This window comes from Diaminobutyricimonas sp. LJ205 (genome assembly GCF_009755725.1).
Taxonomy (GTDB): domain Bacteria; phylum Actinomycetota; class Actinomycetes; order Actinomycetales; family Microbacteriaceae; genus Ruicaihuangia.
Genome location: NZ_CP046619.1, coordinates 890,599 through 903,159, shown reverse-complemented (window position 1 = coordinate 903,159; position 12,561 = coordinate 890,599). Strand labels below are relative to the sequence as shown.

10 protein-coding genes are annotated in these 12,561 nt (G+C 65.7%); 4 read left to right on the top strand and 6 right to left on the bottom strand.

Features of this window, described 5'->3' with window-relative positions; all coding sequences use genetic code 11:
- Nucleotides 1–3 precede the first annotated feature (3 nt).
- From GO591_RS04325 to GO591_RS04310, 4 genes are all read right to left on the bottom strand, one after another.
- On the bottom strand, nt 4–1,368 hold the full coding sequence (locus tag GO591_RS04325) for an NtaA/DmoA family FMN-dependent monooxygenase (protein WP_157155681.1): 1,365 nt from the start codon (nt 1,366–1,368) through the stop codon (nt 4–6).
- 117 nt (nt 1,369–1,485) lie between these two features.
- On the bottom strand, nt 1,486–2,286 hold the full coding sequence (locus tag GO591_RS04320) for an ABC transporter permease (protein ID WP_157155680.1): 801 nt from the start codon (nt 2,284–2,286) through the stop codon (nt 1,486–1,488).
- On the bottom strand, nt 2,279–3,154 hold the full coding sequence (locus tag GO591_RS04315; protein ID WP_157155679.1) for an ABC transporter ATP-binding protein: 876 nt from the start codon (nt 3,152–3,154) through the stop codon (nt 2,279–2,281). The genes GO591_RS04320 and GO591_RS04315 overlap by 8 nt, the downstream gene beginning before the upstream one ends.
- A gap of 7 nt (nt 3,155–3,161) precedes the next feature.
- On the bottom strand, nt 3,162–4,256 hold the full coding sequence (locus GO591_RS04310; protein WP_232466269.1) for an ABC transporter substrate-binding protein: 1,095 nt from the start codon (nt 4,254–4,256) through the stop codon (nt 3,162–3,164).
- A gap of 353 nt (nt 4,257–4,609) precedes the next feature.
- On the opposite strand from GO591_RS04310, the gene GO591_RS04305 reads away from it, so the two are divergent.
- Nucleotides 4,610–4,942 (top strand): cupin domain-containing protein, encoded by a 333-nt coding sequence (locus GO591_RS04305; RefSeq protein WP_157155678.1) that lies wholly within the window; start codon nt 4,610–4,612, stop codon nt 4,940–4,942.
- Between the two features lie 148 nt (nt 4,943–5,090).
- Here the strand turns inward: GO591_RS04305 and betT are convergent, their stop codons facing one another.
- Nucleotides 5,091–7,214, bottom strand: a complete 2,124-nt coding sequence (betT, locus tag GO591_RS04300) for a choline BCCT transporter BetT (protein ID WP_370455338.1) — start codon at nt 7,212–7,214, stop codon at nt 5,091–5,093.
- 685 nt (nt 7,215–7,899) lie between these two features.
- On the opposite strand from betT, the gene GO591_RS04295 reads away from it, so the two are divergent.
- The 3 genes from GO591_RS04295 to GO591_RS04285 all read left to right on the top strand — a co-directional run bounded on the left by GO591_RS04295 (nt 7,900) and on the right by GO591_RS04285 (nt 11,659).
- The gene (locus tag GO591_RS04295) at nt 7,900–8,343 is read left to right on the top strand and encodes a DUF7715 family protein (RefSeq protein WP_473964364.1); all 444 of its coding nucleotides are present in this window, start codon (nt 7,900–7,902) and stop codon (nt 8,341–8,343) included.
- A 45-nt stretch (nt 8,344–8,388) separates the two neighbouring features.
- Complete coding sequence (locus tag GO591_RS04290) at nt 8,389–10,158, top strand: HNH endonuclease signature motif containing protein (protein WP_157155676.1); 1,770 nt, start codon at nt 8,389–8,391, stop codon at nt 10,156–10,158.
- A 541-nt stretch (nt 10,159–10,699) separates the two neighbouring features.
- Nucleotides 10,700–11,659, top strand: coding sequence for a zinc-binding dehydrogenase (locus GO591_RS04285; protein ID WP_157155675.1), 960 nt, complete (start codon nt 10,700–10,702; stop codon nt 11,657–11,659).
- A 156-nt stretch (nt 11,660–11,815) separates the two neighbouring features.
- Here the strand turns inward: GO591_RS04285 and GO591_RS04280 are convergent, their stop codons facing one another.
- Complete coding sequence (locus tag GO591_RS04280) at nt 11,816–12,331, bottom strand: DUF2231 domain-containing protein (protein ID WP_232466268.1); 516 nt, start codon at nt 12,329–12,331, stop codon at nt 11,816–11,818.
- Nucleotides 12,332–12,561: the final 230 nt, after the last annotated feature.

Here is a 12,561-nt window from a genome sequence, read left to right as displayed (position 1 = left end):
GCCCTACTGCGAGAGCATCCGGCGCGATGCCCGGTATTCCGCACCCGGGTGGTCGTCGCCCAGCGTCGCGGTCTCGGAGCCGATCAGGCGCTGGCGCAGCGTTGGGGCTTCGTAATCGGATGCCGCCACCCCCCGCTCGCGCAGGATCGGCAGCACCAGCTCAACGAAGTCGAGGGTCGAGCCGGGCTGGACGAGTGGTGTGATCAGGTAGCCGTCGAGGTCGGCACCCTCGGCGAGTTCGCAGAGCGCATCAGCCACCTCCTCGGCCGAGCCGACGATCGGCTTGCCCCGCACACCCTGGGCATGCCAGTCGGCGAGGACATCACCGACCGTGAGACCGGCGAAGCGGGCCACCTGGGTCTGCGAGAGCTCGGTGTGCAGGTCAGTCATCGGCGTGGCCGGGTCATAGGACGAGAGGTCCAGACCGGTGAACATGGCGTAGGAGGCGACCGCGACTTCCGGGTTCTGCGCGTCGAGGATCGACTGGAACTTCGCCTGCGCCTCCTCGCGCGTGGGCGCCACAACGGTGGGCAGCGCCGCCATGATCTTGATGGATTCCGGCGCGCGACCAGCAGCCAGCGCCTCGGCACGGATCGTGCTGACCTTCTCGGCCATCTTCGTCACGGACGAACCGCCCAGGAAGATTGCCTCCCCGTGCTTGCCGCCGAACTGCACGCCACGATCCGACGAACCCGCCTGGAATAGCACCGGGGTGCCCTGCGGCGAATAGGAGGAGTTGCCATAACCGCGCGAGCGGAAGTAGGGGCCCTCGTGATCGATCCGGTGCACCTTGGCCGGGTCGGCGAACCGACCGGTCTTGTCGCGCTCGAGGGCGTCGGCCTCCCAGCTGCCCTCCCAGAGCTTGTAGACCAGCTCCATGAAGTCGTCGGCCATGTCATAGCGGTCATCGTGGGCGACCATCGGGATGCCGAAGGCGCCCGCTGCGGTCTCTGCGGTACCGGTGGTGACCACGTTCCAGCCGACGCGTCCACCCGAGATGTGGTCGAGGGTCGCCATCCGGCGCGCGAAGGCATACGGCTGCTCGAGCAGCGTGGAGCCGGTGATGACAACGCCCAACTCGTTGGTCTCGGCCACGATCGCGGCGGCGACGATCGCGGGGTCGAGGCGTGGCAGGTCGAGGCTCTCGATGGTGCTGATGTCCGGCCGCTCGCCGTTCACCTCCGACCAGCCCCAGGCGTCGGCGAGGAACACGAAGTCCAGGCGGGCCTCTTCGCAGATCTTCGCGATCTTGCGCCAGTAGTCCAGCGAGTCGAAGTGGTCACGCTCGTTGGCGGGATGACGCCAGGTCGCGGTGCCGGAGTCGTTTGCCTGAACGTTCTCAAACAGTCCAAACCGGAGCTTCTTCATTTTCTTGCCCTTCTTGTGGGAATGCAGCAGCGCAGCTGGTGTGCCAATGCCCTTTGTGGGGAAACGGTGCCCGCCTGGCGAGCGATCAAAGATGACGGATGTCTGCCGTCGAGTCGGCTAGCGGGCCACGGTCTCGCCGTTACTCCACCAGAGCACGCGCTTACGAACGAGCGCAAGCAACGAGACCAGCAGCACGCCGAGCACGCAGAGCAGCACGATGCTGGCCCAGGTGACCGGCAGGTTTGCCTGCGCGGCCGAGATGGTGACGAGCGAGCCGAGGCCGGCCTGTTGTCCGGCTGCGACGAACTCGGCGACTGCGGCACCGACCACGGCGAGCGGAAGGGCGACGCGCAGACCGGCGAACACGAACGGCATGCTGCCGGGCAGTCGGAGGTGGCGGAAGATCTCCCACCGGCTGGCGTGTACGGTGCGCAGCACGTCAAGGGTGCGTCCGTCGACATCCCGCAGGCCCGCGAGGGAGTTGACCAGCATCGGGAAGAACACCACCAGCGCCGTGACGATGTACTTGGGCATCATGCCGAAGCCGAATGCGACGACCAGCGCGGGGGCGATCGCCACGATCGGGGTCACCATGATCACGACGAACAGCGGCATGACGGCCCGTTCCATGATCTCGAACTCGGCCATGATCACCGCGAACAGGAACCCGGCGAGGATGCCGACGGCTGCGCCGATGACCACTTCCTGCAGGGTGACCAGCATGTTGGTCCAGTACATCGACGGGTCATCGAGCAGGCTGCCGACGATGGCGTCGATGGTGGGGATGACGTAGGGGTTCGCGATCGCGATGACCTGCCAGAGCAGACCGACGACCAGGAAGGTGATGGCCGGCGGCATCCACACGCCCCAGCCGAAGCGACGCGACATCCGCGACTCACGAGTTTTCGTCTCAGCCATGTTTCTTCTCCATCACGCCGCGCAGGGTGGCCCGCACATGTCCCTCGAGATCGCGGAATTCGTCGGTGGCGTAGACGTCGGCGTCGCGTGGCCGGGGAAGGTTCACGTCGATCACCTCGGCGACTCGTCCGGGGTGGGCCGCCATGACCACGATCCGGTCCGAGAGCATGATCGCCTCGGGAACGGAGTGGGTCACGAACAGCACCGCCTTGCGGTTGGACTGCCAGAAATCGAGCAGCCCCAGCCGTTGCTGGTCCCGGTTCATCTCATCGAGCGCGGAGAACGGTTCATCCATCAGCAGCACGCTCGGGTCGAAGACAAAGGCGCGGGCGATGGCGACGCGCTGCTGCATCCCGCCGGAGAGCTGGGACGGATACTTGTCGATGGCGTGGCCCAGCCCGAAGGTCTCCAGGATCTCGCGCGGGTCGCGGAGTGCCTTGCCGGCGTTGGCCTTGCGGTTCACCGAGATCGGCAGGGTCACGTTGTCGAGCACGGTGCGCCACTTCAGCAGCGCGGGCGACTGCGGAACGAGGCCGACCATCTTGTTCTCGGCGGCGGTGCTGATCGAGCTTCCGTCGACGGTCACGGTGCCGGCATCTGCGTCGATGAGTCCGGCGACCACCTTCAGGAGCGTGGACTTGCCGCATCCGCTCGGCCCGATGACGGAGACGAACTCGCCCATCTGGATGGAGAGGTCGACCTTGTCGAGCACGACGGTCTTTGCCCCGTCGGGGCCGTAACTCTTGGTGACACCGCTGATCCGGACGCCGCCGTCGGCGACCGGCGTTCCCGCCGGGGATCCCGACTGGGTTCCCGCCGGGGAGAGCCGGTTCAGCTCTCCCCCGCGGTCATCGCTTTGCGTGAGCATGGACTGTCTATTCTCCCGGCCAGATGAGTTCGCCGTCCTTGTACAGGCTGGCGACGAGTTCGGTGTCCATCATCTCTTTCAGCGCGGGCAGGTCTTTGACGTCACCGTAACGCTTGACGAGCTCGTACTCGTGCTCCCACTGCTTCTCAGTCTGGACGCCGGGCGCGAGGTCGGGGTTGCTGACCACCCAGGTGGACTCGACGCTCCAGGTGCGTTCGAGCTGCTCGCGCGGGAAGGCGGAGCCCTGGCCGTTGTCTTCGGCGAGCTTGCTGATCATGTCGATGCACTCGTCCGAGTTCTCGAGGCAGTAGTCGAGCGCCTTCAGGCTCGCGCGCATGAAGTCGGCGACGACCTCACGGTTCTCGGTGAGGAACTCGGTGTTCACTTCCATCACGTTGTAGGTGCCCTGCACGTCGAGGTCCTCGGGCAGGAACTCGTTGAACGGCAGGCCCATCGCCTTCAGCGTCTGCGGCTGGTTGGAGGCGTAGCCGACGATGGCGTCGACCTGTCCACGGGTGACCACGGTCGGGTCGTAGTTGGTCATCTTGATGAGCTCAACCTTGGAGACGTCGACGCCCGCGGCATCCAGCATCGCCGAGGCGATCGGGGTGAGGTTGATGAAGTAACCGAGCTTCTTGCCCTCGAGGTCCTTCAGGTCCTTGACGTCCTCGTGCGTGAAGATCGAGAACGGCGAGACGCTGCCGTAGGTGGCGATCGCGGTGAGGTTCTGGCTGTTCGCCGCTGCCAGCATGACGTCAGAGGACGAGCCGAGCGCGGTGAACTGCGCCTGTCCGGAGGAGACGAGCTGCTGCCCGTTCGCTCCGGATGCGTTGATCTCGACGTCGAGGCAGAGCTCGTCGAACAGGCCCATCTCTTCCGCGAGGAAGACGTCGAGCTGGCCGGCGCTGGCGGAGTAGCCGTAGCCCGAGATGTAGGTGATGGTGCCCGCTTCGCGGTTGCGCTCGCAGTTCGGGTCAGCTCCGTCGGACCCGCTCGGCGCTGGTGCTGCTGTCGCGCAGGCGCTGAGTGTCAGGGCGGCGGCCAGCGCCCCGGCCAGATAGAATCCTCGGCGTCGAGCGCCCTTGTCAAGAGAAGCAGTCACGGGATGAAAATCCTTCCTCGGCCGTATCCGTCATTGGATAGCGCGCTCAACGTAGCATATTCAAGCTTGAGTGTACAAACTTGAATAATCGGGACGGCCGCGGCACACTGGGGATGGCCGCCCGCGGCCTGCACTCCCGTCGATGGCCACGGTTTCGGCATGCGCCATCGACGAAAACCGGGGCCATGGGCGACATCCGTCCGGAACTGGCGATCGTGATGTCTTCAGGGCGCCTGGTCGCGGCGGGCCGCTTGTCGCGGCGCAGAGTTGCGTCACTGGCGCACGTCCTAGCAGCCGCCAACGAAGCAGGCGTGCGCCGCGACGGATGCGTTGCAGTTCACTAGCCTCGGGACATGACGATCCCCGAACCTGAAGCGTCCATCACCGTTGTCGCCGACCTGCTGGGGCAGGCACCCATTGAAGCCGGCAAGCTGGGTCACTTCACGGTGCTGAAGTCCCCCGACGTGCGCGTGGTCGTGCTCGCATTCGAGGCCGGCTTCGTAATGAAGGAGCACGCCGCCCCGAAGACACTGCTCATGCAGGCGCTCGACGGAGAACTGCGGGTGACCGCGGCCGAGCGGACTGTGCGGCTTATCCCTTGCACGCTCATTCGAATGGAGTCTGGCGAGCGCCACCAGGTCGAGGCAATCGAAGATTCGCGGTTGATGCTCACGCTCATCGGGTGATCGGTGATCGGGTGCTTCCGCGCGGCGACCCATTGTGCACTGTGACAGGTGGCACGCCGGATGAGACATCCGGAGCCGGCATTGGCTTACCGCTGGTCGAGCTTGTCGAGGCGCTCGCGGTCTCGACAGGCTCGACCAGCGGGGCGGATCAGCCCTTCTTGTCCTGCGCGTCGCCGTCATCGGGGTGCACGGTCTGCGGACCCGTCACGGGCGTGATCCGAGGCGTGATCACCGACGCGGTGTCGGTCTCGGTCGAGTAGGCGAGGAACGCGAGGTGCGCCTCATACCGGTCCAGCACGTCGTCGATCACCTGCTGCTTGGTGAGGCCCATCAGGTCATACCCGCCCGAGCCGGTCTGGGTGAACACCTCGAGCCGGAAGTAGACGTCGGTTTCGCGCGACATGCGACCACTGAACATCGGGACCGGCGCCTCGACCATCGCGACCTGGTAGTGGAAGGGGCGGTACGAGTCCATCGACACCCGCAGCAGCGGTTCGTCGACACCGGCACTGCCGGGCATGGTGGCCTGCTCGACCTGGTAGCCCTGCTCGCGGAACTCGGCGGCGACGTCGTCGAGCGCCGGCCGCACTGTCTTGTCGAGGAACTGGGTGACCTGACGCTTCGACGGGAATGAGCGCATCCGTTCGAGGCGCTGCTTCCACGATCGCTCCGGCATGTGGCCGCCGGTGGGTGCCGCGGTCCGCCGTCGAAGCACCTGGCCTTCCCGCTCGGCGCGCTCCATCCGCAGCGCCTTGTAGAAGGAGATCATCACGAGGTAGGCGATGATCGTCACCGGCAACGCGAAGATGAGCGTCGCGTACTCCATCGTCGTCACACCACCCGCAAGCAGCATGGCCACGGTGAGCAGCGCGGTGAGAATGGCCCAGAAGATCCGCAGCCACTTGGGTCCGTCCTGCGACGGGTCCGGGATCGACGCGGAGAAGTTCGACATCACCATCGCGCCCGAGTTCGCGCTGGTCAGGTAGAACAGCAACCCCGAGAGCGTCGCCAGGCCGATGAGGAACATCGCGCCGGGGAACATTCCCAAGAGCTCGTACCAGCCTTGTTCGGGACTGTCGACGGCGAGCTGGGCGAAATCGGTGTTGCCGTTCAGCACTTCGTGCATGGCTGAGTTGCCGAACAGCGAGACGATGATGAAGTCGCACAGCACCGGCGCGGTGATCGCCGCGATCACGAACTCACGCAGCGTGCGGCCTCGCGAGATGCGGGCGAGGAAGACGCCGACGAACGGTCCCCAGGCGAGCCAGAACGCCCAGAAGAACAGTGTCCATCCGCCCATCCACTGGGCGCCATCCGGCTCGTAGGCGAAGGTTTGCAGCGTGCGCTCAGGAAGCGTGACGAAGAACCGGCCGACGTTCTCGACGAGGGCGTTCAGGAGGAAGGCCGTCTCGCCGCTGAAGAGGATGTAGAGCATCATCGCGGCGGCGCTCCACAGGTTCAGCTCGGAGATCCAGCGGATGCCTCGGTCGACGCCCGACGTGGTGGCCGCGATCGTCAGGACGACTGCGACGATGACCAGCGAGATCTGCAGCGCCAGGCCCTGCTCCAGGCCGAACAGGATCGAGAAACCGACGTTCAGCAGGACGACGCCGATGCCCATTGAGGTGGCGACACCGAAGACGGTGCCGACCAGGGCGATGATGCTGATGCCGTCGCCGAGGGGTCCCTTCACGCGCTTGCCGAGCAGCGGGTAGAGGGCGGCGCGGATCGATAGCGGCATGCCCCAGCGGTAGGCGAAGTAGCCCATCGCCATGCCCAGGAGGGCATACATCGACCAGCCGGCGATGCCGTAGTGGAACATCGTCCAGACGACGGCATCCTGAGCCGCGGCCATCGTTTCACCCTCGCCGGACGGCGGGTCCAGGTACTGCACCACGGGGCCGGTCACCGAGTAGAAGAGCATGTCGATTCCGACGCCGGCGGCGAAGAGCATCGCGACCCAGGTGAACAGCTTGTATTGCGGGCGCGAGTGGTCGGGGCCGAGGCGTACGCTGCCCTGTTTGGAGAGCGCCACCCAGAGCACGAAGCCGATCACCAGGGTGACCGTGAGCACGTAGTACCAGCCGAGGTTGGTGGCGATCCAGTTGACGACCGTGTGCATCGTGTCGCGGGCTCCGGCGGGCATGAGGATGGCCCAGACGGAGAAGGCGAGGATGATCACCGAGGAGATCACCAGCACCTTCCAGTTGATGCGGACCTTGGGGTACTCGATCAGCTCGGTCGGACCCTTGCTGAGATCGCTGCGCGACACCGGCGCGTCGCCCTCGACCGGGCGCTCGGGGCGGCGTTCGGTGCCGCCGAAGCGGCTGCGCTCCAGCGGCGCGTGCGTTGGCTTGGGCGCTTGGCCGTTGGGGAGAGGGGACGCCGGGGGTGCCTGGGCGGCTTCTACTGCTCGGGCGGCTTCTAGTGCTGCTGTTGCCTTTGTTGCTTCTGTTGCCTTTGTGGCTTCTGTTGCCTTTGTGGCTTCTGCTGCTTTTGTTGCTGCTTCTGTCTTTTCTGCTTCTCGGCGCTCGTTTTCAGACGGCTCAACTGACATCGATAATCCCTTTCCTCGAGGGGGCGCGCTGCGCGGCCTCGAAGATCGTCGCGTCAGGGGCGGATCGAGGCGGAAGGGGAGGGCGCTGCGGAGGTACCCCGGAATGCGATCTGCGGCACTATGCCGCCAACGTAGATCGTCGGCTCAAGGACTCATTGTAATCGAGAGCGCAGCGGGCGGGGCCGGGGCATCCGGTTGGCCTGCTTGACGTCCGGTTGAGCGCGCAGCGGGCGGGCCGGGCATCCGGCGTCCTTGACGGCCGGTTGAGCGATTGACCTGCACCAGCGCTTCGGCTCGACGTACGCCGGCCCTGGGTGCATTGCGAGGGGTCTAAAAATGTCGGTGGCCACCCCTAGCCTGATTTCAGTGCCGGAACACCCATCCATATTTGGAGGACAGTGTGAAGGTACTGATTGCCACCCGGCGAACTCAGGGGGCACGCGGAGACGACTTCTCGGACACGGTCGAGGGCGAACTGGTGTTCGACGCCGGTCCGTGCGAGGACGTCTTTGATCCGGCGAGCGCATGGAACTGCGCGTGCGCGATCGGTTTCCACGGCGTCGCATCGGGCGAACTGACGACGACGGCCTTGGTCGCCAACCTGCCGATCGGACTCCGCGAGTATGAACGCGCCGTCCGCGATGGCACCGAAGAGTGGTGTTGCTCCGACTGCGCCCGCCTTTACGCGCACAACACCCGGCTGCTCGCGCGCAGGTTTCCCGTCGGAACGGTGATCGAGCGGTTCCAGTTCGAGTTTCGCGTCCGATCGTTTCCGCCCTTCCCGCCCACGCCCTCCTTCTTCCCCTCACCCGACGGCGACGAGCCCGACTTCTCCACAGATTAGAAACACCTCTTCGAATATGTGTTCGATAGATCGGAGAATGTAAACATGTCCGAGTTCTCCAGCCAACTAGCCGCAGCGATTGCCTCAGCGCACGCCGCGGTGGAGCTGGTGCCGGCGCAGTCAGCACGGTTCGGAGAGCTCGATGACGACAGCCTGGTCCTGACCAACCGAGCGCTGGCCGAGATCCGCCGGGCCGTGGATGCTCGCAGCGCTGTCGTGGCCGGAGAGATCGCAGCGCGGTCCACTCGCGAGAACGGGTACGGCGGGCTGGCGCAGCGCGAGGGATTCCGCTCGCCCGAGAAGTTCATCCAGCACATCACCGGGACGACGCTGCGCGACGCGGGCAAGCAGGTGCGGGCAGGCACGTTGATTCGGGAAGTGGGTCGGGATGCCGAGCCGGGTGATGGGCTGGCACCGGATGCCGCGCCGCCCACGCCTGCTCGGCCCTGGCTGGTCCCCGCCACCGCAGCGGTAACGGCCGGGTGGCTGGGAGTCGACGTGCTCGACTCGATCGCCCGCGGCATCGGCGAGCCCAGTGAAGTAGTGATTGCGGAGGCCTTGGCCGACGTGACAACCACGCTTCTCGGGATGCTCCGTTCCGCGCACGACGCGGGCGGACCGGTCGATGCCGACCGAGCGTTTCTGCTCGCCCGTTCCCTGCGCGACGAGTTGGACGATCAGCTGGTCGCCGAGCGCGAGGCGAAACTGCACGAGGCGCGGGCGTTTCGACGGGTCAGGGGTCCGAATGGGTTGCCTCGCTACATCGTCGACCCCGACATCGAGACGGCGGCGCTGATCGATGACATCTGCAATCGCATCACGTCGCCTCGACGCGGCGGTCCGCGGTTTGTCAGCGAGGAGGACAAGGCCTGGGCACAGGCGGTCGTGGACGATCCGCGCACCACCGACCAGTACTTGCACGATTCGGTGGTCGATCTGCTGAGGTTCGCGGCGACCGCCGATACGTCCGAGACCAGGCACATTGTCGGTTCGCGGATGCCGGCGGTGCGGGTGCTGGTGGCCGCGCCGAATCTCGAGCAGCACGAGGGAACCGGGCACATCGAAGGGGCAGAGTTCCCGGTGTCCGTCGCGACGGTGGAGCGCATCGTCTGCACGGCCGGAACCATCGATATCAACTTCGCCGCCGACGGCCAGCCGCTCAGTCTCGGACGTGAGCAGCGACTCTTCACTCGGGCACAGCGCATTACCCTCGCTGCGAGGGATGGCGGATGCGGGTGGCCGGATTGTGATCGTCAGCCGAGCTTCACCGAGGCGCACCACATCGACCAGTGGAAACGGGACAACGGCAATACCGACGTCATCGACGGAATCTTGCTTTGTCGCTTCCATCACATGCTGTTGCACAACAACGACTGGCGAATCGTCCGTGATGACTCGGGGCAGTACCTGCTCATTCCTCCCAAGGATCGGGATCCGGGCCAGAAACCGATTTCGATGCCGTCACGAAGTCCGGCGTTGCGTGATCTGCAGCGGCTGACGGCAGGTCGACCGCCCGAGCTGCTGGAGCAATCGCCGGAGCAACGGCCTGAGGCATCCCCTTCACCACGCGAACAACCGCCGGAATCACTCAAGCAACGGTCGGAGCCACTCGCGCAACGTCCGGAGCGACACGCGCAACCGCCAGATCCCCTCAAGCGACCTCTCGAGCAGCTACCGGAGCCACTCGCGCAACCGCCCATACAACCGCCAGATCCACTCGAGCAACCGCCTGAGCCACCCGCACAACCGCCAGATCCACTCAAGCGACGACCGGAGCCACTCGAGCACCCGCCGAAGGCACTCGACCAACAGTAGGAGCCGCTCGGGCAACCGCGGAAAACCACTCGAGCAACGGCCGAAGCCACACGAGCACCCACCCAAGGCACTCGATTAACAGCAGGAGCCGCTCGGGCAACCGCGGAAAACCACTCGAGCAACGGCCGAAGCCACACGAGCACCCACCCAAGGCACTCGACCAACAGCAGGAGCCGCTCGGGCAACCGTCGAAACCACTCGAACACCTGCCCAAGGTACACAAGCGACCACCGGAGCCACTTGACTCCGGGCAACAGCCGAGGGCATCCGGACCCAGCCGGAGGCCTGCAACCCATTCCCCTTGCCGAACCCCAGCCGCCGGTCGAGGATTCCGAACAGCGGCTCGGTTTGTCCCCGCCGATCCGCGGGTTCCCGCTGGACGGACTTGGCCGCCTCCCGCTGACTATTCAGGTGGGCGCGCCCGCCCACCCACGCGGCACTGCGCCTCTGCTCCCAGCGGACACCCAGCCGGGAAGGATTCATCAGCCGCCCGCGTTACTCTAGGAAATGCATACATAAGTATGAAAAAAGGAGTTACATCATGAAGGCATGGCAGTTCACCGGCACCGACAAGCCGCTGGAGTTCAACGAGGTCGCGGAACCACACGCGGGCCCCGGCCAGGTAGTCGTCGCAGCGCGGGCTTCCGGAGTCTGCCACTCCGACGTCAGCGCAATCGATGACCCGGGCTGGATGGCCCTGTTCCCGGTCCTCCCCCGCACCATGGGTCACGAAACCGCTGGCATCATCACCGAGGTCGGCGAAGGCATGGACGACTGGAAGGTCGGCGACCGCGTCGGACTCGCACCACTGATGAGCGACGGCGACGCTCTCGGTTACGGCAAATGGGACGGCGGCTTCGCCCCCAAGCTTGTCGCGACCGCTGACAACCTGGTGAAGCTGCCCGACGAGGTCCCGTTCGACCTCGGCGCAATGGCAACCGATGCCGGACTCACCGCGTACCACGCAATGGTCGCCGTCGGCGGAGCCAAGGCTGGCATGAAGGTCGGCGTCATCGGCCTCGGCGGTCTCGGCTACATCGGCGCTCGCGTTGCAGTACTCAGGGGTGCTGAGGTCTATGGCGCCGAGGTGAACCCCGAGACCCAGAAGCTCGCCGACGAGATCGGCCTGGCTGGAGTCGCCGACTCGATCGACGCCTTCAAGGACAAGAACCTCGACCTGATCGTCGACTACGCAGGCTTCGGCACCACCACCGCCGCGGCGATCGAGACTCTGGCCGAGTTCGGCACTCTGGTGCAGGTCGGCATGGGCCGCCTCGAGTCGAACATCAACACCTACCCGCTGATCATCAAGCAGCTCACGATCAAGGGCTCCAAGTCGGGCACCAAGGAGGACCTCGAGGGCCTCTACGCACTGATGAAGTCCGGCGACCTGAACCCGCCGATCAACCACATCACGCACGAGGAGATCCCCGGCGCCATCGACAAGCTCCGCAAGGGCGGAGTCGTCGGCCGCTTCATCGCGATGTACGACGAGGCCTGAACCACATCGGCCACTGGCCGACCGGTCGCGTAAAACGAAGGCGCCGCCATCCGCTCCGAATGGAGCACGGATGTCGGCGCCTTCGTCGTCCCGCGGAACATGTTCCGCAGTGAACGATCCGCAGTAAACGTTCCGCAGTAACCGCTCCGCATGCCCCTAGCCCACCACCGGTCCCCACACTGCCCGCGCACCTGAGTCCCCGATCAGGACGATGATGACAAGAGTGCCGACTCCAACGACGACCGCCGCGATCCCGATTAGAATCGGCACCAGTTGTGCGGGACGTGCGCGTCTCCGCTCACCCCACCGGTACCAAGCCCACTGCCCTGCTGAAACTACAAACAGTGCGACTACCCAGGGCAGCAGCATGTTGCCAAATGATTCGTGCCGCAGGACGGCGGGGAGCGGACCGACGATTTCCTTGAGTTCACGACCGGCCAAGACGGTGATCGGCACCATCACGAGCACCAGCAGCGCTGCCAGCGGAGTCACGATCCCCAGACGACGTCGGGCGGCGGGCCAGAACGTCCCGAGCAGCAGGGCGAGTACCGTGAGCGGCGTGAGCACCACGACGGCGTGCACGATCAGCGGATGCAACGGCAATCCGCCGATCTGGAACGTGGTCGGAACTATCGCGGAGACATCCATACCGATAAGACGACGCCAAGCCACAAACGGTTCATCGGCCGACCGACGCCTCGCCGACGACGACCTGCCGACCGACGATCTGCCGGCGAGGACCCGCGCTCCGACCGCCACCGATCGAAGCCCAGGCCGCCCACGCCCCGCCCACCGACACCCCACCGATCGAAGCCCAGGCCACCCACGCCCCGCCCACCGATCGAAGCCCAGGCCACCCACGCCCCGCCCACCGACACCCCACCGATCGAAGCCCAGGCCAC

Bases quoted from the DNA above. Each gene is read 5' to 3' on its own strand.
- GO591_RS04325 (WP_157155681.1), bottom strand. From the start codon at position 1,368: ATGAAGAAGCTCCGGTTTGGACTGTTTGAGAACGTTCAGGCAAACGAC.
- GO591_RS04320 (WP_157155680.1), bottom strand. From the start codon at position 2,286: ATGGCTGAGACGAAAACTCGTGAGTCGCGGATGTCGCGTCGCTTCGGC.
- GO591_RS04290 (WP_157155676.1), top strand. From the start codon at position 8,389: ATGTCCGAGTTCTCCAGCCAACTAGCCGCAGCGATTGCCTCAGCGCAC.
- GO591_RS04305 (WP_157155678.1), top strand. From the start codon at position 4,610: ATGACGATCCCCGAACCTGAAGCGTCCATCACCGTTGTCGCCGACCTG.
- GO591_RS04315 (WP_157155679.1), bottom strand. From the start codon at position 3,154: ATGCTCACGCAAAGCGATGACCGCGGGGGAGAGCTGAACCGGCTCTCC.
- GO591_RS04285 (WP_157155675.1), top strand. From the start codon at position 10,700: ATGAAGGCATGGCAGTTCACCGGCACCGACAAGCCGCTGGAGTTCAAC.